The sequence below is a fragment of the Bradyrhizobium sp. SZCCHNS2022 genome, assembly GCF_032377575.1.
In the GTDB taxonomy this organism is placed as follows: Bacteria; Pseudomonadota; Alphaproteobacteria; order Rhizobiales; family Xanthobacteraceae; genus Bradyrhizobium; species Bradyrhizobium aeschynomenes.
The window spans coordinates 5,231,865-5,254,435 of the sequence record NZ_JAUHHZ010000001.1 but is presented as its reverse complement, the minus strand read 5'-3'; the positions used below and the strand labels follow the sequence as shown (position 1 = coordinate 5,254,435).

Sequence of the window (22,571 nt, the reverse complement as noted above, 5' to 3'; positions counted from 1 at the left end):
TCCAGCGACCGCGGGACGACAGCTGAGGGAAGGTTGGCTGTCCCGGGTGGCAGGTCTATCTATACGGAGGGTTCCTCCGTTTAGCAAGGGGACATGAACGGTCCGTCATCAAGAGCTGGTGAGATGGAGACGAAACCACAAGACCGCCATCGCAAGCCGCGCGCCGACGCCCAGCGCAACCGCGAGCGCGTGCTCGAGGCGGCCAAGGCGGTGTTCAGCGTCGGCGGCGCCGAGGCCAGCCTGGAGGCGGTGGCGCGCCAGGCCGGCGTCGGCATCGGTACGCTGTATCGCCATTTCCCCACCCGCGAGGACCTGTTCGAGGCGGTGTACCGCCGCGAGGTCGAGCAGCTCGCCGAGTTGGCGGAAGAGCTGAAGAGCGAGCCGTCGGCCGTCGAGGCGCTCCGGCGCTGGTTGCGCTCCACGGTCCAGTTCGTCGCCACCAAGAAGGGCATGATGGCCGCGCTCGCGATCGTGATGACCGCGAACTCCGAGCTCGCCGCCTATTCGCATGGCCATCTCACCCGCTCGATCGGTGCGCTGCTCGCCCGCGCCGTCGACGCCGGCGAGATCCGCAGCGACATCAGCGCCGACGATGTCCTCCGCGCGCTGATCGGCATGTGCTACATGCACGACCAGACCGGCTGGCAGCAGAGCGTGCTGCGGCTGCTGGATGTGTTCGTGGATGGGATGAGGGTGGGGAAGGGGCGAGTCGGCGAAGCGTAGTTGACTGCCTCCCCGCTCAGCGGGGCGGGAAAAGTAACAAGGTCAACAGAGCCAGAAAAGCGTCCTGGTTTTGTGCACGGGCGGCTTCAAACCTCGCCAGCGCGGCGCGAGCCATTCTGATGGCGACCTGCGCATCCAGGGTTTTGACGCGGATCATCGGATTGTAGTCGGCTTCATGCCGCTTCTCTTGCAACTCGAGGACAGCGAATGCAAACGCCTGGAGGTTCGCTCCAAAGCCTCCAGATGGAGCGAACGGCAGGTATTTGGCTGAGAGCTTCGACTTCTTGACCTCCTCGCAGAGCAAGCGGAGGTCTCGATGATCCACGGCTCTATAGACGAGGGCGTACAAGGATGTTCCTTGTTTCGTCTTGCCAACAAATTGATCTGCAGCGGCGATGAGCGTTGCGTGAAACAATCCATAATAGGCAGCCGAAATTGCGCGCCGGATGTTCACCTGTCGCGGTGGCCCCGCCGCGGGCGGAACGATCAACTGCTCAGCCTGCTGAAACAAATGCTCCGGATTAAGTGTCGCCAACGGCCTCGTTCTCCGCCTCGTATTCAATCAGCGGAAAACGGTCCTCGCCCGCGGCTTGCAGCTGCTCTTGGATCTGGACCAGCGTGTCCAGCACTGCTTCTCCCTCGATGTCGGTCCCATGGATGGGACTCAATACGATGGTGATGCGCAGAGCGTCGCGGCCTTCGGAGTCCGCATACGGCGCCGTGGTGACGTCCGTCACCGCGGCTGAGCTGCGCAGATTCGCAGTGGCGACATCGCGGGCGATCTTGGCGATTTTGGCGTTGTCCAGCATTGTCGCAATATACGCTGCATTCCGGAGAGTTGCCACCGGCTACCGTCCGGAGGTTCATATGGCTCAACGGTCATCTCACCCCCGCAGCCACTCCATCAGCGCCTGCGCCGTCTCCTCCGGCTGCTCGGGCTGCGGCAGGTGGCCGCAATTCTCCAGGACGACCAGCCAGCTGCCGTCGATGCCGTCGGCCATCTCCTTCGACAGGCTGTTCGGGATCGTGTTGTCGGTATCGCTCGTCAGCACTAGGGTCGGACAGCGGATGGCCGTCAGCGTCGGCCGCGAGTCCGGACGCGACATGATCGCGGTCAGCTGCCGGATGAAGCCGATGACGCCGACCTCCTCGGCCATGTCATGCACCAGCTGACGCAGCCGCGGGTCGTCCTGGCGCGAAGGATGGACGAAGCCTGCGAACAGCTCGTCGACCACGCCGTGATAGTCGCCGTCCTTCGCGCGGGTGATCATGGTGCGGCGGCGCGCGCTGGCTTCCGGCGTATCGGGCCGGGCCTGGGTGTTGATCAGCGCCAGCCGGCCGACGCGCTCCGGCGCCTGGCGCATGATCTCGAAGGCGATGTAGCCGCCCATCGAATGGCCGGCGAGCGCGAAGCGCGGCGGCGCCTCGGCCAGGATGCGGCGCGCGATTCCGGCCATGCTATCATCGCGGACGTGGTTCGCCACCATCACCGGCGCGAGCCGCCACAGCGCGGGCATGACCGGCGCATAGATGCGCGGCGACGAGATCAGTCCGGGCACCAGCACGAGCGGCAGCGCGTCAGTCATGGCTCTTCCCCTGGATGGCACTACCGGGTGTCTCGCCCCCGATGTGCCATTTACGCGCGAGACGCCGCCGATGTCCAACGAAGTCTACCGCTTCGCGGTGCGCCGCCGGGGAAGGCGACCTCGTCCCCCCGACGCCTCTGCTCCCGGCTCGGGGCGGGCCGGCGATCACGGTGAACGGGCCGCACGCGATCTCGCCCGCAGCGCCGCTCGCGATCGCGTTGCCATTCGCGGCAATCTGGTGGCGCCGTCCGCAATTCGCGTGCGAGGCCGGGATCTAATTACTTGCGCCCCGGATCATGCCACCTTCGCATGCAGCGCGATGATACCTGGAGAGATCGTCAATCGTGGCAAACGGGGTCGGGTGTCATGATAATATCACGTAATGGGCATGCGCCGAATTGCAGGAGCGACTGCGACTACAACGATTAGTTCGTTGAGGACGAAACTTCACGTGGCCCTGCGCGGTCGGCTCTCCTGTGTCCTCGCGGCGATGAGTTGCCAGCACCGTGCTGCCAGTGATGACATCGAAGCGATGGCCGCGGGGCGCGGACGATTCTCTCCGCCATGGTTGGCTGTCGTGCAGGGAGCGACGAAGATGCCGCCGGCGGATCGCGATCAGATGGACTTGATCAGCAGAGGCGAGTTCCGTCGCACCGGCGATGCAGCTGCGACGCCGGCGGCCATGCCGGGCAGGTGGCGGGCGCGGAGGTCGCGATGCCGCGAGCGGATGCGTTGGCCGGAGTCGTGGCAGGGCGAGCGCGGCTTCAGCGCGGCCGCTATCAGCCTGCCGGGGTCAGCGGGCGATCAGACCAGCAGTGGCTGGACCGTTGCCGACAGCCTGTTCAGGAGCGGCAGGAAGCGCTCCTTCATCTCATCGACCGAGATGCGATCGACATGGCCGCCGATATTCGCGGCCGCGACGATGCCGCCGTCATAGCGGCGAATCGGCACGGAAATCGAGCGAAAGCCCGATTCCGCCTCGCCGTCGACGAGCGAATAGCCATCGCTGCGGACTGCCGAGATCGCGGCGATCAGCGCCTCCCTGTCGGTCGACGTCTGCGGCGTCAGCGCCGTCAGCGTCATGCGCTCGATCGTGTGGCGCAGCTGATCGTCCGGTATCCGGCTGAGCAGTACGCGACCGACCGAGGTGCAGAAGGCGGGCAGCCGGTAGCCGATCTCCAGCCCGGTGGAGAACATGCGCGCCGGTGTCGCCCGCGCGATGAACACGACCTGGTCGCCGTCGAGGACGGCGAGCGAGCAGACCTCATGGGCCTCGCTTGCCGCCATGTCCATCAACGGCTGCATCACGCTGTTGATCTGGTTGGAGGCGAGATAGCTGGACGCCAGCAGCAGAACGCGCGGTGTCAGCGAGAACAGGCGGTCGTCGCCGTGGACGAAGCCGGAGGCCTTCAGCGTCAGCAGAATCCGTCGCACCGTGGCGCGGGCAAGGCCGGTGAGTTCCGCGGCCTTGCTCAGCGTCATCGGCCGGCCCTCGCGACTGAAGGCCTGGATGACGCGCAAGCCACGGTCGAGAGCCTCCACGAACTCGGGACCATCGCCCCGGGCCTGCTTCTTCTCCTCATCAGTGCGCTTTAGTTTCGGCATCGGCCCGACACGATCCGCTGTTGTTGTTCTCGGCCGCAGTGAAACTGCTGCCCGCTTGCCCCTCGGCTTCGGTTGTAGCTTTTTCACTTGCGCTTCTCCCCACTTAAAGCGAATCTAATCTGGGCGAACATGTGTTCGTCTAGCGAACATTATTAGATGATCACGTGACGCTCAACGCCCGACTTGCGACGGAACAGGAGAGACGGCCATCATGATGAGCCAGGAGCAGAACGACCTGATCACCCGCATCGGACCCGGCGCGCCTGCCGGTAAACTAATGAGGATGTATTGGCAGCCGGCTGCGCTGGTCGATGAGCTGGCGGGCGAGCGCCCGGTGCGCGCGGTCAAGCTGCTCGGTCAGGACTTCGTTCTCTTCAAGGATGGGGATGGCCGCTATGGCCTACTGGACCGCGATTGTCCGCATCGCGGCGCCGACCTCGCCTTCGGACGATTGGAGAATGGCGGGCTGCGTTGCGCCTTCCACGGCTGGCTGTTCGACGCCGACGGAAACTGCCTGGAGACGCCGGCCGAGCCGGCCGGCTCGCCGCTGTGCAAGAACGTCAAGCAGCGCTCTTATCCGGTGGTCGAGAAGGGCGGCATCCTCTGGGCCTGGCTCGGCGACGGCGCCACGCCAGCGTTCCCCGATCTCGACTGCTTCACCGCGCCTGATGCCTACACCTTCGCCTTCAAGGGCCTGATCGAGTGCAACTGGCTCCAGGCGCTCGAGGTCGGCATCGACCCGGCCCACGCCTCGTTCCTGCATCGCTTCTTCGAGGACGAGGACACCTCGACGGCCTATGGCAAGCAGTTCCGCGGCGCCTCGGCCGACAGCGAGCTGCCGATGACCAAGGTGCTGCGCGAGTACGATCGCCCGATCATCAATGTCGAGCGCACCGAATACGGCCTGCGCATCGTCGCGCTGCGCGAGATCGACGCCGAGCGCACCCACGTCCGCGTCACCAATCAGCTGTTCCCGCATGCCTTCGTGATTCCGATGAGCACGGAGATGACGATCACGCAATGGCACGTGCCGGTCGATGACGAGACCTGCTACTGGTACGCCATCTTCACCAGCTACGGCGCGCCGGTCGACCGGGCGAAGATGCGGGCGCAGCGGCTGGAGCTCTACGAGCTGCCGGACTATCGCTCGCGCAAGAACAAGAGCAACGACTACGGCTTCGATCCCCGCGAGCAGGCGACCGCGACCTACACCGGCATGGGCAACGACATCAACGTGCACGACCAGTGGGCGGTGGAGTCGATGGGCCGGATCCAGGACCGCACCCGCGAGCATCTCGGGCAGTCCGACAAGGCGATCATCCAGTATCGCCGGCTGCTGCGTGAGCAGATCGAGACGGTCGGGCGCGGCGAGCCGCCGATGCTGCATCTCGATGCAGCGGCGGCGCGCAGCGTGCAGGGGCCCGCAACGATGGATGGCATCGGCCCGACCCGCGGCTGGGAGACCTATTGGATGGAAGTCGACGTCCGCCGCCGCCGCAACGCCCCCTGGGCACCGCCGGTGCCCGCGGATATCGTGCGCCTCGCGCCGCATCTCAGCGCTGCGGAGTGATGGTGAGCGTGAGCGCGCATTTGATGGGGGCTGTCGCGACGAGCAGCCTTGTCAATTGTTTACTCCGTCATGCCCGGGCTCGTCCCGGGCATCCACGCCGTCCTCGGGATACCGAACAACGTGGATGGCCGGGACAAGCCCGGCCATGACGATGTGGACACAGACGGGTGCTACACTGCGATCTCCAAATGCGATTGCCGAGCCGCAGGCGGGTGAGGCCGGCACCGAAACCTTCCCGACGGCCGCGAACTCGATCGCGCGCCTCGCCATCCTAATCAGGAGTCATCGTTGAGTTTCGTCGACAAGCATCAGCTGTGGAGCGCCGAGCAGGCCGAGGCCGCGGTGCGCATGCGCCGCCTCGCCGAGGAGCACGGGCTCACCACGATCCGCTTCTCGTTCCCGGATCAGCACGGCGTCCTGCGCGGCAAGACGCTCACGATTGATGCCGCGTTGTCGTCGCTGGAGAGCGGCTGCTCGATCACCACGACCCTGCTCGCCAAGGATACCTCGCACCGCACGGTGTTTCCGGTGTTCACCGCCGGCGGCGGCTTCGGCATGGCCGAGATGCAGGGTGGCAGCGACGCGCTGATGGTCGCCGATCCCACCACGTTCCGCGTGCTGCCCTGGGCGCCCGGCACCGGCTGGGTGCTGTGCGACCTGTATTTCGCCAACGGCGCGCCCGTGCCTTTCGCCACGCGCAACCTCTATCGATCGGCATTGGCGAGGCTCGATCAGCGCGGCTATCAGTTCATGGCCGGCCTCGAGGTCGAATGCCATATCTTCAAGGTCGAAGACCCCCGTCTCGCCCCTGGCGACGCCGGCATGCCGGGCCAGCCCGGCGCGCCGCCCACCGTCAGCCTGCTGACCCAAGGCTATCAGTATCTCACCGAGCAACGCTTCGATCAGATGGAGCCGGCACTCGAGCTCATCAGGGCGAATCTCGTCGCGCTCGGTCTGCCGCTGCGTTCGATCGAGCTCGAATACGGGCCGAGCCAGTGCGAGTTCGTGTTGCAGCCGTCGCTCGGCCTCGTACCGGCCGATACGATGGTGCTGTTCCGCAGCGCCGTGAAGCAGATCGCGCAGCGCCACGGCTATCACGCCACCTTCATGTGCCGGCCGCGCATCCCGAACGTGATGTCGTCGGGCTGGCACCTGCACCAGTCGCTGGTGGCGCGCGACGGCAGCAACGCGTTCATGACGCAGGACGCCGAGGGTCTGTCCGCGCTCGGCCGCCACTACATGGCGGGCCTGCTCGCACATGCGCGCGCCTCTGCGGTGTTCTCGACCCCAACGATCAACGGCTACCGGCGCTATCGCTCCTACTCGCTGGCGCCGGACCGCGCCATCTGGGGGCGCGACAACCGGGGCGTCATGATCCGCGTGCTCGGCGGCCCCGGCGACCGCGCCACACGGCTGGAGAACCGCATCGGCGAGCCCGCAGCCAATCCCTATCTCTACATGGCCTCGCAGATCGCGGCCGGCCTCGACGGCGTCGACCGCCAGCTCGATCCCGGCCCGTCGGCCGACGTGCCCTACGAGACCAAGGCCGACCTGTTGCCGAAGTCGCTGGGCGAGGCGGTCAACGTGTTGAAGCAGGACGCGTTCTTCCGCGAAGCCTTCGGCGCCACCTTCATCGACTACTACACCTTCATCAAGACCGCCGAGATCGAGCGCTTCAACGCCGAAGTATCCGACTGGGAGCAGCGCGAATATTTCGAGATGTTTTGACGGTTGAGCCGCAGCGCCATGGTCGCCGGAGATCAAATCTCCGGTCTCCCCGCCGTCATGGCCGGGCTTGTCCCGGCCATCCACGTCGTTCGGCATATGCCGATAAACGTGGATGCCCGGGACAAGCCCGGGCATGACGGAGTCATTCATTCTCGATCTGATTGTAGCGGTAGCTGATTCTGCAGATTTGCCTCTGCGTGCTTGGCTGTGTCACACGCTCCGCGTCAGTCCGCCGTCCACCCTGATGTTCTGTCCCGTGATGTAGGCCGCGCCCTCTGAGGCGAGGAAGCCTATGGTCGCGGCGATCTCCTCGGACTTGCCGTACCGGCCCATCGGCACGGTCTTGCGGCGCTCTTCCGTGGCCGGCAGGCTGTCGATCCAGCCGGGAAGCACGTTGTTCATCCGGATGTTGTCGGCAGCATAGCTGTCGGTGAAGATCTTGGTGAACGCGGCGAGACCGGCGCGGAACACCGCCGAGGTCGGAAACATCGCCGACGGCTCGAATGTCCAGGCCGTCGAGATGTTGATGATCGCGCCATTCTTCTGCGCCTGCATGATCGGCGTGACCAGGCGCGTCGGACGGATCACGTTCAGCAGATAGGTATCGAGCCCGCCGTGCCACTGCTCGTCGGTCAATTCCAGGATCGGCGCCCGCGGACCGTGTCCGGCGCTGTTGACGAGCACGTCGATGCGGCCCCAGCGGTTGACGGCACCGTCGACGAGGCGCTTGAGATCATCGTTTGACTTGTTCGATCCGGTGACGCCGAGGCCGCCGAGCTCGGCGGCCAGCGCCTCGCCCTTGCCCGATGACGACAGGATCGCGACCTGGAATCCGTCCGCGGCGAGACGGCGCGCTGCCGCCGCGCCCATGCCGCTGCCGCCCGCGGTGACCAGCGCGACCTTTTGTCCTGTCATGACGTGTGCTCCTCCCCGATGATCGAAGCGACGATGTAGCTGCTCGCCGCGATCCGGTCGAGGGCACGAGGCGGGTATCGCCATCTTCGCGCGTATTGTTCCCGCGTCCACTCGTCGCATTTTCGTGAGTTTGCACGTACCGGCTTTCACGCAGGCCTTGGCTGCGGGAACCCGAGCCCATCGGGCGGCATATCGATGTGCGCTGCATCGGAACACGGCGCCCGCGCAATCATGCGCGCCACCACGGGACCAAGGCGGAGCAGGGAAGATGTCAGAGCACAGGCCGCAGCGCGATCGCGCCGTCGTCGACAGCGGCGATGCGTCCGATCTGTCGTCGGAGCACCACGACATCTTCTTCGCCGCGGTCGAGACGACGCGGATGCCGATGATCGTCACCGATCCGCGCCAGAACGACAATCCCATTCTGTTTGCCAACCGGGCGTTTCTGGAGATGACCGGCTACGATCTCGGCGAGATCGTCGGATCCAATTGCCGCTTCCTGCAAGGGCCGGACACCGATCGCGACACCATCGATGCGGTCCGCACCGCGATCGCGAACCGTCAGGACATTGCGGTCGAGATCCTCAATTATCGCAAGAACGGCGCGGCGTTCTGGAATGCGCTGTTCATCAGCCCGGTCTACAATCGCGACGGCGAGCTGGTGTATTTCTTCGGCTCGCAGCTCGACGTCTCGCGCCGGCGCGACGCGGAGAGCGCGCTGGTGCAGTCGCAGAAGATGGAGGCGATCGGCCAGCTCACCGGCGGCATCGCTCACGACTTCAACAACATCCTGCAGGTAATCATCGGCTACACCGAGACCCTGCAGGGCGCTGTCAGCGAGCTGGCCCCGCGGCACCGTCGCGCCGTCGACAACATCCGCGCGGCGGCCAATCGCGCCGCGACCTTGACGCAGCAGCTGCTGTCGTTCGCGCGCAAGCAGCGCCTCGACAGCCGGCCGATCAACCTCAACAACATGATCGAGACCATGGTGCAGATGGCCCGCCACACGCTCGGCGAAAGCGTGCGGATCGTCGTCAAGGCGCAGCCGGGCCTGTGGAACAGCCGGGTCGACCAGACCCAGGCGGAGGTCGCGCTGCTCAATTTGTTCGTCAATGCGCGCGATGCGATGCCACATGGCGGCACGCTCACGATTCGCACCGAGAACAAGGAGATCGCCGAGGAGGACATCGCGCAGTTCGGCGTGCCCAAGGCCGGGCGCTACGTCGCGCTGAAGGTGTCGGACGACGGCGTCGGCATTCCGCACCACATTCTCGCACGCGTCGCGGAGCCGTTCTTCACCACCAAGGAGGAGGGCAAGGGCACCGGTCTCGGCCTCGCCATGGTCTACGGGTTCACGCGCCAGTCCGGCGGCAGCACCTACATCTACAGCGAGGTCGGGCACGGCACCACCGTGCAGCTGCTGTTCCCGGCGACCGAGCAGGCGATCGCGGCGCCGTCGATCCGTCCCGCGATGGCGATGGATCGCACCGGCAGCGAGCGCATCCTGATCGTCGAGGACCGCGCCGAGGTGGCCGAGCTCGCGCGCTCGATCCTGGAGGATTTCGGCTACCGCACCGAGGTCGCCGCCAATGCGCACGCGGCATTGGAGCTGTTGGATTCGGAGACCCGCTTCGATCTCTTGTTCACGGATCTCGTGATGCCCGGCGGCATGAACGGCACGGTGCTGGCGCGCGAGGCGCGGAAGCGGCAGCCGAAGCTGAAGGTGCTGCTCACGACCGGCTATTCCGACGCCGCGGTCGAGCGCGCCGATGCCCATATCGGCGAGTTCGAGATCATCAACAAGCCGTACCGCCGCACCGATCTGGTCCGCCGCGTCCGGCAGTTGCTCGACGGCCCGACCGGTGTGACCTGATGCGCCGCTTGACCCGGCGAGTCCTCGCGTCGAAAGTCGGTCCGCAGAGCGGAGAATCCACCATGCGTCACGTCACGATGCAGACAGCGGCGGGCGCGCCCGTCGTTCAGCCGCGCAGCGAGCCGCGCGAGCCCGGCGTGGTCGCGGCCGGCGTCTATGCCGATGGCCGGCGCGTCGCCGACATCCCGATCGAGGACGCCGGTGCCTGGAGCAAGCGGCCGGGCCATGTGGTCTGGATCGGGCTGCACGAGCCGGATGCGGCGCTGTTGCAGCGGGTGGCCGATCAGTTCGGCCTGCACGAGCTCGCGATCGAGGATGCATCGAAGGCGCATCAGCAGCCCAAGGTCGAGCGCTATGGCGATGCGCTGTTCGTCGTCGCGCGCACCGCGCAGCTCGTCAAGGAGCACATCGTGTTCGGCGAGACCCACGTCTTCGTCGGCCCCGGCTTCGTCGTCTCGGTGCGCCACGGCGCCTCGACCTCCTACGGCGCGGTGCGGGAGCGCTGCGAGAGCTGTCCGGGCTCGCTCGCCAAGGGCGAGGACTACATCCTCTATGCGATCCTCGACTTCATCGTCGACAATTACCGGCCGGTGACCGAGAGCATCATGGCCGAGGTCGAGACCCTGGAGGAGGTCGTGCTGCAGCGGCCGCTGGCGCGCCACGAGGTCGACCGGCTGTATCGCCTGCGGCGCGACCTGCTGCGGCTGCGCCGCGCCGTGGGTCCGGTGGTCGACGTCTGCAAGCGGCTCGAGCATGTCGACAACGTCGCGATCGATGCCGAGATGGCCCCCTTGTTTCGCGACGTGCTCGACCACGCCAAGCGCTCCGAGGAGGACGCGGACTCCCTTCGCGAGATCCTCGCCTTCGTGTTCGAGGCCAGCATGATGGCCGGGCAGGCGCAGCAGACCGACATCGCCCGCCGCCTGGCGGCCTGGGCCGCCATTCTCGCCGTGCCGACGGCCGTCGCGGGAATCTACGGCATGAACTTCGAGCACATGCCGGAGCTGAAATGGCAATATGGCTACTATGCCGTGCTCGGCCTGATCGCCGTGGTGTGCAGCACGCTGTACTGGCAGTTCCGGCGGCGTGGATGGTTGTGAGGAAAAGGCAATTCTGGTGTCGGTGTCATTCCGGGGCTACGCGCGCAAGCGCGTCGAGCCCGGAGTCCATTCTGCAGCGCGTTCTGTGGTGAGATGATTTCCGGGCTCGTGCTGCGCACGCCCCGGAATGACGAGCGAAACTACCCCTTCACGAACTGCCGGTAGTCCGGCTCGCGGTGAAACCAGAACTCGTAGCCGCTCACCGCCTTCTGCATCGCGACGTCGTGGATCGGCTGGTTCAGCGGCACGACCGGCACCTCGCGCATGCACAGAGCGATGAAGGCCTTCACCGTGCTCTCATACTCGCCGGCATCCGTCGTGAAGCGTGCCTTGTCGATCAGCGCGTCCATCTCCTTGCTCTGGTAGGACGAGATGTTGAAGATCGAATTGCGGCCGTGGAAATTCCAGTAGAAGTAATATTCGGGATAATCGAGCCAGCCTGAGAACCGATTGAGCGCCATCGGCAGCTCCTTCTTGTTCAGCGTGGTGCGCCAGTTGGCGCCGGGAATCTTCTCGATGGACGCCTTGATGCCGATCTTGGCGAGGCTCTCCTGGATCAGGATCGCCGTGGGCTCGCCGACCGTCGCGGTGCCTGCGTCGAGCGACAACGTCGTCTCCAGGCCATCCAAGCCGGCCTCCTTCATCAAAGCCTTGGCCTTGTCGAGGTCGGTCGCATAGGGAAACGGCTGCGGCCATACCGGCTTGGCGACCTCGGCGGCGCCGCCATACATCGGTACGGCGCGGCCGAAGAACGCGCTCGACTGGATCTGCTCATAGGGCATCGCCCAGGCGATCGCCTGGCGCAGCTTGACATTGTCGAACGGCGGCTTGGCGGTGTTGAGCGCGACATACCACAGCGCGTTGGGGATCGGCACGCCCGTCACCTTGACCTTGCCCTCCTTGATCAGCTGATCGAAATCGCGCGGCGCAAAGCCGCTGGAGAGATCCGCATCGCCGCGCTCGAGCATCGCCCGTCGCGTGCCGGCCGAGGGTATATCGCGTGCGATCACGCGCTTGATCTTCGGCAAGGGCCCGCTTTTCCAATTGTCGAACCGGCTCAGGATGGTCTCTGTGCCCGGCTTCCAGCTCTCCACCTTGTAGGCGCCGCCGCCGGCCTCGTTGGCCTTCAGCCAGGCCAGCGCCCACGGGTCCTCGGACGTCGCGTTCTTCTTCGCAAGCTCCGAATTGATGACGAAGGGCACGACCACCGCGACGTTGAACAGCAGCATCTTGTCCTTGCGGATGTAGTCGATGCGGAAGGTGTGATCGTCCACCACGACGAACTGCTCCGCCTTCTCCAGCGAGCCCGCCGACATCTGGAAGGTCGGGAAGCCGCCGACCGACACCGCGCGGTCGAACGACCATTTGACGTCCTTCGCGGTCACCTTCGTGCCGTCATGGAAGGTCGCGTCCTTGCGCAGCTTGAAGGTGCAGGACATGCCGTCGGCGGCCACCTCCCAGCTCTCGGCCAGCTCCGGCGCCAGCGTCGCGCGATCATAGGACGTGGTGCCATCGGGCAGCGTCTTCGCGGCATAGCTGAGCAGCCGGTCGTAGCAGTTCCAGGCGAGCCCGTTGACGGTCTGGTTCGAGCCGACGCCCTGCATGTCCAGCGAGTTCGGCCCGAGCTCCTGCACCACCAGCAGCGTCTCGGCGCGGCCCTGAGGCCAGGCGCTGCGCGGCGCCAAGGTCAGCCCGGCAACGCCGAGGCCGCCGAGCACGAGGCTGCGGCGTGTGAAATCGAAATGCGAGCTGCTCATTGGGCCCCCCTGCGATGCACGAATTGTCCTGGTCGAGGCAAGGTGCGTGCCAGCGAGGGCCCGGCCATGCCGGCCGATTGCCTCCGACATCGCGCGCCATCTTTTGCTACGCTGGTCGGCAGATCACAGCGGTGAGGAGGCGACGATGGCGGGAGCGCTCGAAGGCAAGGTGGCGGCCGTGACCGGCGCGGCCTCCGGCATCGGGCTCGCCAGCAGCGAGGCGATGCTGGCGGCTGGCGCCCGCGTGGTGATGATCGACCGCGATGCGGCGGCGCTGGCGCGTCTTCGCGAGCGGCACGGCGACGCCATGATCCCCGTGGTCATCGACCTGCTCGACCCCGCGGATTGCGCCACGCTGCTGCCGCGTGTGCTGGACGCGGCCGGCCGGCTCGACATCCTCCACGCCAATGCCGGCAGCTATCTCGGCGGCGACCTCGTCGAGACCAATGGCGAGGCGATCGACCGCATGCTGACCCTCAACGTCAACGTCGTCATGAAGAACGTGCGCGACGTGCTCCCGCACATGATCGCGCGCGGGTCCGGCGACGTCATCGTCACCAGCTCGCTCGCCGCGCACTATCCGACCCCCTGGGAGCCGGTCTATGCCTCGTCGAAATGGGCGATCGACTGTTTCGTGCAGACCACGCGCCGCCAGGTCTTCAAGCACGGCATCCGCGTCGGCGCGATCTCGCCGGGCCCGGTCGTCACGGCCCTGATTGCCGACTGGCCCGCGGAGAAGCTGAAGCAGGCGCGCGAGTCCGGCAGCCTGCTGGAGCCCTCAGAGGTCGCCGAGGTGATCATGTTCATGCTGACCCGTCCGCGCGGCATGACCATCCGCGACGTCGTGATGCTGCCGACGAATTTTGATCTGTAGCGGACGTCAGCCTCCCATGAGCTGGGAGCAGTCCGAGGTCATCGCGTGCCTTCCGCGGATGACGACGACCCCCGTGGAACTACGGGTGCCGAATTAAGCATCGTCTTAAGCATACGATTCTAGCTTCATTCGACTCGAAACCCGGGACTCGACGATGAAGATCGGCCGCCTCTTTGCAATTTCCATGCTTTCCGTAACGGCGCTTGCCGTCCTGCCTGCCGCCCAGGTCGTCATCGAGCAGGTCAGGGCGGTCAGCGACAAGGCTGAAGCGATCAGGACCGTCGAGGCGTTCGGCGCGGTGCTGCTCTACGCGCAGGATGTCGTCGGTCATCGCGCCCCCTACATCACGCCGATCTTCCAGGACAATCCGGCAACGCCGGCGCAGCTGGAGGGCGTGCGCAAGATCAGGCAGTCGTCCGAGGCGTCCTTTGCCAAGGCCCGCGCGCAGCTGGCGAACGTCTCCGACAGTGCGGCGATCACGCGCAGCCTGGAGCAGGCGTCGTCCAAGCTGTCCGAGATCCTCGCCAAGGTCGACCCCACCCTGACCGCGCCGCTGAGCGCGCGGGATCCGGCGGTCATCAAGAGCCTTCTGCCGGGGGTGACCCAGGTGGCGCTCGCGATCGAGCCGATCCTGAACCAGTTGCAGAACCGTATCGCCAATGCCGACGCATCGCTGACGACGCTGCTCGACGTCGCCCGCACCGCGCAGGACCTGCGCGTGACCGCCGGCGGCCGCGCCGCCGCGCTGTCGCCGGCGCTCAGCGCCCGCCGCGCCGTGACGCCGGCCGAGAAGGCGGCGATGGACCGCGCCCAGGGCCGCACCGAGGTCGATCGCGAGCGTCTGGAGGCCGGCATCGACCAGCTCGGCAATCCGGAGCGCCTGCTGACGGCCTTCAAGGAGGCCCGAGAGGCCTATTTCGGGCGCGCCGTTCCGATCATCGACAAGGACCTCGCAGCCGGGCTCGGCGATCTCAACTACACACTCACCGCCGACAGCCTGGCCGAGGCGGTCGTCCCGGCCGTGCAGAAGTTCTTCGTCGTGCGCGATGCCGCCATCACCGAGGCGCGCGACAGCGCCGTCGCGGCGCGTGACGCGGCCTATCGCATGCTGGCGCTGGCGATGGTCGTCGTCGTCGCCCTTGCCGGCATTCTCGTGTTCGTCACCATGTTGCTGCGCCGCCGCGTGATCAACCCGATCGTGAACCTGACCGGTCTGATCGGCGAAATGGCGGCCGGCCATGACGACGTGGCGATCCCGACGATCGATCGCGACGACGAGATCGCCGCGATGACCGGATCGCTGCAGACCTTCAAGGAAGCGCTGCTCGCGAAGAAGCGCGCCGAGCAGGAGGCCGCGGCCGAGGCGCAGGCCAAGATCGAGCGCGGCCAGCGCGTCGAGCGCTTCACCCGCGAGTTCGAGATGGCGATCGGCGAGGTCGTCGGCATCGTGTCGTCGGCCTCGGCCGATCTGGAGCGTTCCGCCGCCTCGCTGACCACGACCGCCGGCCGCTCGCTGGAGCTCGCCACCGTGGTGACCTCGGCGTCCGAGGAAGCCTCGACCAACGTGCATTCGGTGGCCGCGGCCGCCGAGCAGATGAGCTCGTCGGTCAACGAGATCAGCCGCCAGGTGCAGGATTCCGCGCGCATCGCCAACGAGGCGCTGGCGCAGGCGCGCAAGACCAACGACAACGTCGCCGAGCTCGCCAAGGCCGCCGCGCGCATCGGCGACGTCGTCGAGCTGATCAACGCGATCGCCGGACAGACCAACCTGCTCGCGCTCAACGCCACCATCGAGGCCGCCCGCGCCGGCGAAGCCGGCCGCGGCTTCGCGGTGGTCGCCTCCGAGGTCAAGGCGCTCGCCGAGCAGACCGCGAAGGCCACCGGCGAGATCGGCCAGCAGATCGGCGGCATCCAGGCGGCGACCCAGGAGTCGGTCGGCTCGATCAAGGAGATCGGCGAGACCATCGCCCGGATGTCGGAGATCGCGTCCGCCATCGCCTCCGCCGTCGAGGAGCAGAGCTCGGCCACCCGCGAGATCTCGCGCAACGTCCAGCAGGCCGCGCACGGCACCCAGCAGGTCTCGGCGAACATCGCCAGCGTCCGGCATGGCGCCGACGAGACCGGCTCGGCCTCCTCGCAGGTGCTGTCCGCCGCCAAGTCGCTGTCCGGCCAGAGCAGCCGCCTCCGCGACGAGGTCAGCAGGTTCCTGGACTCGGTGCGCGCGGCGTGAGGCTCGCTTGATGCATCGGCTGCGGTGAGAGAGGCGCAGTCCTCGCGTATCAATCGCCCGCGCAGGCCTGCAAAAGAGTTAGAGATGCCGGATAGCAGTTCCGATCCTCAGCGACGTCGTACACGGACGGAAGCCCGTTTTGACGAAGAAGACCTAAAAGCGCCTCGAAGGTTAACAAAGTCGAGGGACTCAAAGAGGATCGCGGAATTGACCGCAAAGATCGGCCGGCCAAAATCGCAATCGGGGTTCACTCGCTAGTGGCTATTCTGAATCGGGGGTCCCCGAAGGCAACGGTGTCGCACGACCGTCACTCCGGACGTTCGAGTCCATTCGCAGCTGAATGTCCGTGAGAACCTGAGAGCCGCGGTCCCCGTAAACTTCGGCAAAGCGGCGCTCGATCATCTGCCCTGCCCAGTCGGCAGAGCGACGATTGGCTTCCTCGTATGCCTTATCGAGAAGAATGGTCACAGTTCGCCCTCGTGAGGAATCAGATGGACCAAAATTAGTTTCGGGCCATTACATTAAGATTTTGTCTTTTTTCGCTCGGTAGCGGTTCGAGGAGAACACCACAATCATAGAGCGGAGTCCAGGGATGGCCCCCTCAGTGCGCCGAGCATATACCGTATCTAGGTGGCGCCCGCAACAGTTTCAACCATTGATTACATTTCTGTTATCACGCATAACTGCGTCAGACTGTCATGGTTCCTCTAAGAAATTGATCGCCAAATGCCTCCATTTTCTCCTTCAGACGGGCCTAGGTACCTGAAGGTCGGGGCCGTTATCTCGTGGATTTTCCCCGACGGGCCGAATGACGGACCGAATAAGGAAGATGCAAAGCTGAGCAGCGCTCCCGGTTTCCCGCCGGACTTGTTCGCTGTGTCAGCGTTCCTACTCCAAGTTGGAGGAGCATATCATTATTTCGTGCCGGGAGAGACTAGCAACACGTGGAGTGCGGCCTGCGTTTGCGTTACTGACGATGATCTCAGGTATTGGCAACGGGTCGGAAAGGACTGGGCGCGCAGCTATCCGAAGGTGCCTCTGGAAGTCCAACAGCTGTGGGTCGAGCTTTGGAAGAAGCACAAAGATGCGCCGGTCTTCAAAGAACCCGAGGCCGAAAAACCAGCTCCGGAATGGTGGAAGATCTGTTGGTCCTTAATGGCTATCGCCGACGAGGCCTGCGAAAGCGTTGGATATATCCATGTTGATGGACATCCGAACGAGTGGAAGGGTAGCTGGGTCGCCCTTATGGTAGACTATCTACTCCGCAATGCGGCCGATGGAATAAACCCGTCGGATCGACATCGTCGTGTCGATAGGCAAATTGCTAGTATCTGCCTGATGGCAGATCGCGATGTGGTTTGCGTCCAACCCAAATCACACACTCCCGAAGTCGGTTGTACTCCAAGGACGCTCGCGCACAATCTTGCTCTTCTCCCTCCGCGCGGCGAAATGCGCGCGCATTGGCAGAGACCTCCCCAGCACATGCTGCCAGAAGCTCGGACCGACTTGCGTCTACTGCTTATTCCTTATCCCTTTGAGATTGAAGCCAACTGGTTTACCGCAGAGAAAGTCACGACCGAGGAGGAACTCAAAAAAAGTCGCCGTGCAAAGCCTTGGGGTTGGTTCGAAATCGAACAAGGCTGGCTTCCTCGAAACGCCCAGTACATAGTGCAATTCGTAGATCGACTGCTTCAGCAAGCCCGAGCTAGTGCCGGCAGCGTCAATGGTGTAGTGTTTCCAGAGTATGCCTTAGATTGGAAGTCATATAAAGCGATTGCCGACCATCTTAGGGACAATCATCCGGGTGTTGAATTTTTTGTAGCTGGGACAAGTGACAACTGTGCAGGAGAAAAGGGCAATTTTGCGCTATCTTCTCACTTTTTCGACGAGCTTCACGAGGAAAATCCAACACGAATGGCCGCCACAACGAGCCGAGCGAAGCATCATCGGTGGCGTCTCGATCACCATCAATTAGTCAGTTATGACCTCGTTCAAGCATTGGAACCCGACTATCTTTGGTGGGAAAAGATCGTTCTCCAGCAGCGAGAGATCCACATTAAAGTAATTCGTAGTTCATCCGTTTTTACAACCATGATTTGCGAGGATCTTGCTCGAAGTGATCCTTGTCATGAGGTGTTGCGGGCGATCGGCCCCAATCTTGTTTTCGTCTTGCTGATGGACGGCCCCCAATTGCCGATCCGATGGTCGGCACGGTATGCAACGGCGCTATCCGATGATCCTGGAAGCTCGGTGCTCACGTTCACATCCCGCGCTTTAATTGCGCGATCGAATGCAGTTCTAGAGAGACTGTCTGCTGACGAGCGTGGCGCTAGAAGCGCCAGTTGGGCGGTAGGGTTGTGGAAGGACGCTACAGGCAGCGCCCGAGTTATCGAGTGCCCACCTGGGGCCCACGGAGTAATAATTAACCTCCTGGGCGACGCTCTCTATGAAGCCACCCTGGATGCGAGGCAGAATGGGGAAGCGTCGCGGTGGAAAATGGTCGGAGCGCCTATCACAGTTTCGCTCGATGCTGTTCGAGACAAGAAGCTGCTCGATGAATTGGGTTTCAAATGAGTTGTGAACGAACCAATAGCTTACTTGCTGGCCCAACAATCTTCAGAGAACCTGTTGCGCAGGAGAGGCGTCACGGATTTATAGGAGTCTATCCTTTTGACGATCTCGAAGAGCAGGATCTCTCAGCCGAGAAGATCTTTGCGCGCACGACGTCAGCAAGCTCCTAGCTTCTTACGCGAAAAGTTGCCGACGTCGCAGATGATGGAATAGCCTCTGAGATCGGTATGGCTTATTGTCTGTCAATATTTGCTTAGACTCGAGACAACCGCTCGCTTTCGAGCGCATTCCCTCAACTCGTGACGCCCATCGGTTGCGGGGCATTAGCGGCTTTGAAGTAGAAAACTTCGTTTTGTGTCAGCATCTCATGCTCTGTTGTGCAATTCTGAAAATATTCGATCGGGATTACGGTGACGCTGCACCAAACAGCAAAGCTGCCGCATGCCCGCCATGCCCAAACTGCCCGTCGTGCCACTCTGTCGCACTCATTCCCCTTGTGTCGTCGGGCAAATCACCTGCACATTTTCGGCCGTCCCGTGCTCATCGAAGAGGGGCGTTCGCGAGTCGTCACGAGCGTTGGGTGCGGGATGCGGTGGCCGGGTCGGAGTTGCAGCGCGCATTCGCGAGCGGACGAACAACTTCGATGCGGACGATGAAGTCGCGTGGTCCTGGCCTCCCGATGCTGAGGTCAAGCTCGCTGATGTGCGTCAGTGCATCGCGGGTGATGGGGGCAACAAAGCCCGGTCCCCAGGGAGAGCGCGTATAAATCGTAAGCCCATCGCGCAGGGAGGGCCGGGATGTCCCAGCCGAACCTGTGGTACCTGCCGCCTGCATTTTCTTTCTGCAGGCGGGCCATGGGGGCGGCAGGCTCCCGGCCTTCCCTGCGCCCTCCGTAACGAGAGGGCGGACCTCCCGCAAAGCTCGGACGCAATATGCGCCGCGAGGCCGCGGCGCCATGCGGCAAGCCGCCGGCCCGCATCGCCCTGAGGTCATGATCTCGCTCACGCGCATCCCGCGGGAACCTTCGCAAGCGCGCGCTTTTGATTCGGCCGCGCCGCCTCGTGCAGGTAACGAGACCGCAAAGCCTCGGCCGTAGGTTTCGGCATCCCTCATGACCAAAGGATTCAGTCGCTCATGGCCACCATTGCAGATCAGATCGTCGAGATGCTCGAAATCGCCGGCGTCAAACGCATCTATGGCGTCGTCGGCGACAGCCTCAACGGGCTGACCGAGTCGCTGCGCGTCCGCAAGACGATCGACTGGGTGCATGTCCGCCACGAGGAGGTGGCAGCCTTCGCGGCCTCGGGTGAATCGCAGATCACCGGCCAACTCGCGGTGTGCGCCGGCTCCTGCGGCCCCGGCAATCTGCATCTCATCAACGGTCTCTACGACGCGCAGCGCAGCCGCACGCCGGTGCTGGCGATCGCCGCGCACATCCCGTCGAGCGAGATCGGTGGCGGCTATTTCCAAGAGACGCATCCGCAGAACCTGTTCCGCGAATGCAGCGTGTATTGCGAAATGATCTCTGATCCCACGCAGATGCCGTTCGTGCTGGAGAACGCGATCCGCGCCGCGCTCGGCGAGCGGGGTGTCGCCGTCATCGTCATTCCCGGCGACGTCGCGCTGAAGGCGGCGCCGAAGCGCGCGCTGCCGCCGGCGATCGGCCTGGTGCCGCCCAAGCCCGTGGTGCGTCCCGCCGAGCCGGAGCTCGATGCCTTGGCCGCGCTGCTCGACGGCGGAGAGCGCGTGACGTTGTTCTGCGGCCGCGGCTGCGCCGGCGCGCATGCCGAGCTGATGCAGCTTGCGGAGGCGCTGAAGAGTCCGATCGTGCATGCGCTCGGCGGCAAGGAGCATGTCGAGTACGACAATCCCTATGACGTCGGCCTCACCGGCTTCATCGGCTTCTCCTCCGGCTATCACGCCATGCACAGCTGCGACACGCTGGTGATGCTCGGCACCGATTTTCCCTACAAGCAGTTCATTCCAACGGACGTCAAGATCGCCCAGGTCGACATCAGGCCGAGCCAGCTCGGCCGCCGCGCGCGGCTCGATGTCGGCGTGGTCGGCGATGTCGGGGAGACGCTTCGGGCGCTGCTGCCGAAGCTTACGGCGAAGTCGGACCGCAGCCATCTTGACGAGAACCTCAAGCGCTACGCCTCGGCGCGCAAAGGCCTCGACGATCTCGCGGTGGGCACGCCCGGCCGCCGGCCGATCCATCCGCAATATCTGACGCGGCTGATCAGCGAGACCGCCGCCGATGATGCCGTGTTCACTTTCGACGTCGGTACGCCGACGATCTGGGCCGCGCGCTACGTCGCCATGAACGGCCGCCGCCGCCTGGTCGGCTCGCTGGTGCACGGCTCGATGGCCAACGCAATGTCGCAAGCCATCGGCATCCAGGCCGCGCAGGCGGGACGGCAGGTGATCTCGTTGTCGGGCGACGGTGGCTTCGCGATGCTGATGGGTGATCTCATCACGCTCAAGCAGATGAAGCTGCCGGTGAAGATCGTGATCTACAACAACGGCACGCTCGGCTTCGTCGCGCTGGAGATGAAGGCGTCGGGCTTCGTCGAGCACGGCACCGATCTGGAGAACCCGGATTTCGCGGCGATGGCGCAGGCGGTGGGCATCCATGGCCGCCGAGTCGAGGATCCCGGCGAGCTGCCAGGCGCCGTCGCCGACTGGCTCGCGCATGACGGCCCTGCCGTGCTCGACGTCGTCACGGCGAAGCAGGAGCTGTCGATGCCGCCGACCATCGGCCTCGAACAGGTCAAGGGCTTCAGCGTCTGGCTGATCCGCGCCGTGATGAGCGGCCGCGGCGACGAGGTGATCGATCTGGCAAAGGAGAATCTGTTGCCGCGATGAGCAATGCTGGGTGAATGCGGTTGCTGCGGCCCATCCTTCGAGACGACCGCCTGCGGCGGTCTCCTCAGGATGAGGGCGAGTTCGCGGTGATGCTTCAACCTCGTGGCCGCGCCGCTCTCCATGAACACGCCGCCGGCGTGTTCATGGTCGATGCGCAGCACCGCCTTTGCCAGACCCTCATGGTGAGGAGCGCCGCGCCCGAACCGAGCGGTCACGACGATTGCATAACGCGGCGCGTCTCGAACCATGAGGCCGAGATGCCGTGGCTTGGCTAAAATGTGGGAAACGAGATGGTGCTGCCGGACAGGATTGAACTGAGACTTCAATCCTTATTCATATTGATTCTATTGCGATTTCTGGTCCGACGATCTGTTTTTGTGTGGCACTCTTGAGTAGCGCCTCGTGCCACTGAGACTACCTGAATCAGGTTGGGAATGCATCGGGTTTATTGCCATGCCGCGGCATCGTGAGAGCAAAGGCAGAGGGTGGAGGCGTGGTGGTCTCTGGGCAACGTCTCTCCCAAAGACCACCGTGTGTGCTCTATGCTGCGATTGCTTCATCCCGCGCGGCAACGAGCGCGAGATAGTGAGCGATGATCGGCATACGCTCCAACTCGCGGATGCTGTCCTCCAATTTTCTCAGCACGGTTGGCAGCTTCTCAGCTCCTGCGGCAGGGGTATCGAACTCAGGCTCGGTGCCCGTCCCGTTACGCAGCCATTCGAAGGTGACGTTGGGAAAGGCGGCGACGATGTCGCGGAGAGACCCGTCCTCCGGGACGAACGCGGTGCTCGTCCCTTTGGTCTCCCAGTTCCAAACGGCGGTGTAGGACTTCTTGATACGTGCGGCGAACTGGTGTCGGTCGAGACCAGCACCCTCCCGGACCATGCGGATGCGATCTTGAATAAGTTGCTTAGTCATAATAAGATTTCCTTTGGTTGATGCACTTCTTCCAAGCCGGTCAATTGGCGTTGCTTGACTTGGAATGAAAGCATTTAAAAGCATTCAACAGTCGCTGTCAAGCGGCCGAGCGCGCAGTCGTTGAATTTCAGCGGTGCGCGCTTTTGCTTTTCAGGGTCACAACCACGACCAGCATTTTGAGCGTGGATTAGCCAATTGTACGGGGCATGGCTTTATCGAGATGGTTGCGCTGACCGGATGAGCGGTCGTAACCGTC

16 protein-coding genes are annotated in these 22,571 nt (G+C 64.2%); 9 read left to right on the top strand and 7 right to left on the bottom strand.

Annotation, left to right across the window (positions count from 1 at the left end):
- The first annotated feature begins 123 nt into the window (after positions 1–123).
- Positions 124–723, top strand: a complete 600-nt coding sequence (locus tag QXZ94_RS23465) for a TetR/AcrR family transcriptional regulator (protein WP_315722392.1) — start codon at positions 124–126, stop codon at positions 721–723.
- A gap of 16 nt (positions 724–739) precedes the next feature.
- On the opposite strand, the gene QXZ94_RS23460 is transcribed toward QXZ94_RS23465, so the two are convergent.
- The 4 genes from QXZ94_RS23460 to QXZ94_RS23445 form a co-directional block, all read right to left on the bottom strand.
- Positions 740–1,258 (bottom strand): hypothetical protein, encoded by a 519-nt coding sequence (locus QXZ94_RS23460; protein WP_315722391.1) that lies wholly within the window; start codon positions 1,256–1,258, stop codon positions 740–742.
- The gene (locus QXZ94_RS23455) at positions 1,245–1,532 is read right to left on the bottom strand and encodes a hypothetical protein (RefSeq protein WP_315722390.1); all 288 of its coding nucleotides are present in this window, start codon (positions 1,530–1,532) and stop codon (positions 1,245–1,247) included. Before QXZ94_RS23455 ends, QXZ94_RS23460 begins: the two co-directional genes overlap by 14 nt.
- 75 nt (positions 1,533–1,607) lie before the next feature.
- On the bottom strand, positions 1,608–2,309 hold the full coding sequence (locus QXZ94_RS23450) for an alpha/beta hydrolase (RefSeq protein ID WP_315722389.1): 702 nt from the start codon (positions 2,307–2,309) through the stop codon (positions 1,608–1,610).
- A gap of 804 nt (positions 2,310–3,113) precedes the next feature.
- The gene (locus tag QXZ94_RS23445) at positions 3,114–4,001 is read right to left on the bottom strand and encodes an IclR family transcriptional regulator C-terminal domain-containing protein (RefSeq protein ID WP_315722388.1); all 888 of its coding nucleotides are present in this window, start codon (positions 3,999–4,001) and stop codon (positions 3,114–3,116) included.
- 124 nt (positions 4,002–4,125) lie between these two features.
- On the opposite strand from QXZ94_RS23445, the gene QXZ94_RS23440 reads away from it, so the two are divergent.
- Positions 4,126–5,484: an aromatic ring-hydroxylating dioxygenase subunit alpha gene (locus QXZ94_RS23440; protein ID WP_315722387.1), complete on the top strand. Its 1,359-nt coding sequence runs from the start codon at positions 4,126–4,128 to the stop codon at positions 5,482–5,484.
- Positions 5,485–5,772: 288 nt separating this feature from the next.
- On the top strand, positions 5,773–7,212 hold the full coding sequence (locus QXZ94_RS23435; protein ID WP_315722386.1) for a glutamine synthetase family protein: 1,440 nt from the start codon (positions 5,773–5,775) through the stop codon (positions 7,210–7,212).
- 210 nt (positions 7,213–7,422) lie between these two features.
- Here QXZ94_RS23435 and QXZ94_RS23430 read toward each other — a convergent pair whose 3' ends face one another.
- Positions 7,423–8,127: an SDR family oxidoreductase gene (locus QXZ94_RS23430; protein WP_315722385.1), complete on the bottom strand. Its 705-nt coding sequence runs from the start codon at positions 8,125–8,127 to the stop codon at positions 7,423–7,425.
- A gap of 268 nt (positions 8,128–8,395) precedes the next feature.
- Here QXZ94_RS23430 and QXZ94_RS23425 point away from each other — a divergent pair, with 268 nt between their 5' ends.
- Positions 8,396–10,000, top strand: a complete 1,605-nt coding sequence (locus tag QXZ94_RS23425) for a hybrid sensor histidine kinase/response regulator (protein ID WP_315722384.1) — start codon at positions 8,396–8,398, stop codon at positions 9,998–10,000.
- Between the two features lie 62 nt (positions 10,001–10,062).
- Positions 10,063–11,100: a magnesium and cobalt transport protein CorA gene (locus tag QXZ94_RS23420; protein ID WP_315722383.1), complete on the top strand. Its 1,038-nt coding sequence runs from the start codon at positions 10,063–10,065 to the stop codon at positions 11,098–11,100.
- A 140-nt stretch (positions 11,101–11,240) separates the two neighbouring features.
- On the opposite strand, the gene QXZ94_RS23415 is transcribed toward QXZ94_RS23420, so the two are convergent.
- Positions 11,241–12,857: an ABC transporter substrate-binding protein gene (locus QXZ94_RS23415; protein WP_315722382.1), complete on the bottom strand. Its 1,617-nt coding sequence runs from the start codon at positions 12,855–12,857 to the stop codon at positions 11,241–11,243.
- Positions 12,858–13,002: 145 nt separating this feature from the next.
- Here QXZ94_RS23415 and QXZ94_RS23410 point away from each other — a divergent pair, with 145 nt between their 5' ends.
- The 4 genes from QXZ94_RS23410 (at position 13,003) to poxB (ending at position 21,397) form a co-directional block, all read left to right on the top strand.
- Positions 13,003–13,731 carry an SDR family oxidoreductase gene (locus QXZ94_RS23410; protein WP_315722381.1) on the top strand — a complete coding sequence of 243 codons (729 nt, stop codon included), beginning with the start codon at positions 13,003–13,005 and terminating at the stop codon, positions 13,729–13,731.
- A gap of 154 nt (positions 13,732–13,885) precedes the next feature.
- A complete protein-coding gene (locus QXZ94_RS23405; RefSeq protein WP_315722380.1) occupies positions 13,886–15,961 on the top strand; it encodes a HAMP domain-containing methyl-accepting chemotaxis protein in 2,076 nt (691 codons plus the stop codon).
- A gap of 921 nt (positions 15,962–16,882) precedes the next feature.
- Positions 16,883–18,535, top strand: a complete 1,653-nt coding sequence (locus QXZ94_RS23400; protein ID WP_315722379.1) for a hypothetical protein — start codon at positions 16,883–16,885, stop codon at positions 18,533–18,535.
- A 1,131-nt stretch (positions 18,536–19,666) separates the two neighbouring features.
- On the top strand, positions 19,667–21,397 hold the full coding sequence (gene poxB / locus QXZ94_RS23395) for a ubiquinone-dependent pyruvate dehydrogenase (RefSeq protein ID WP_315722378.1): 1,731 nt from the start codon (positions 19,667–19,669) through the stop codon (positions 21,395–21,397).
- Between the two features lie 540 nt (positions 21,398–21,937).
- On the opposite strand, the gene QXZ94_RS23390 is transcribed toward poxB, so the two are convergent.
- Positions 21,938–22,315 (bottom strand): helix-turn-helix transcriptional regulator, encoded by a 378-nt coding sequence (locus QXZ94_RS23390; protein ID WP_315722377.1) that lies wholly within the window; start codon positions 22,313–22,315, stop codon positions 21,938–21,940.
- Between the last annotated feature and the right edge of the window lie 256 nt (positions 22,316–22,571).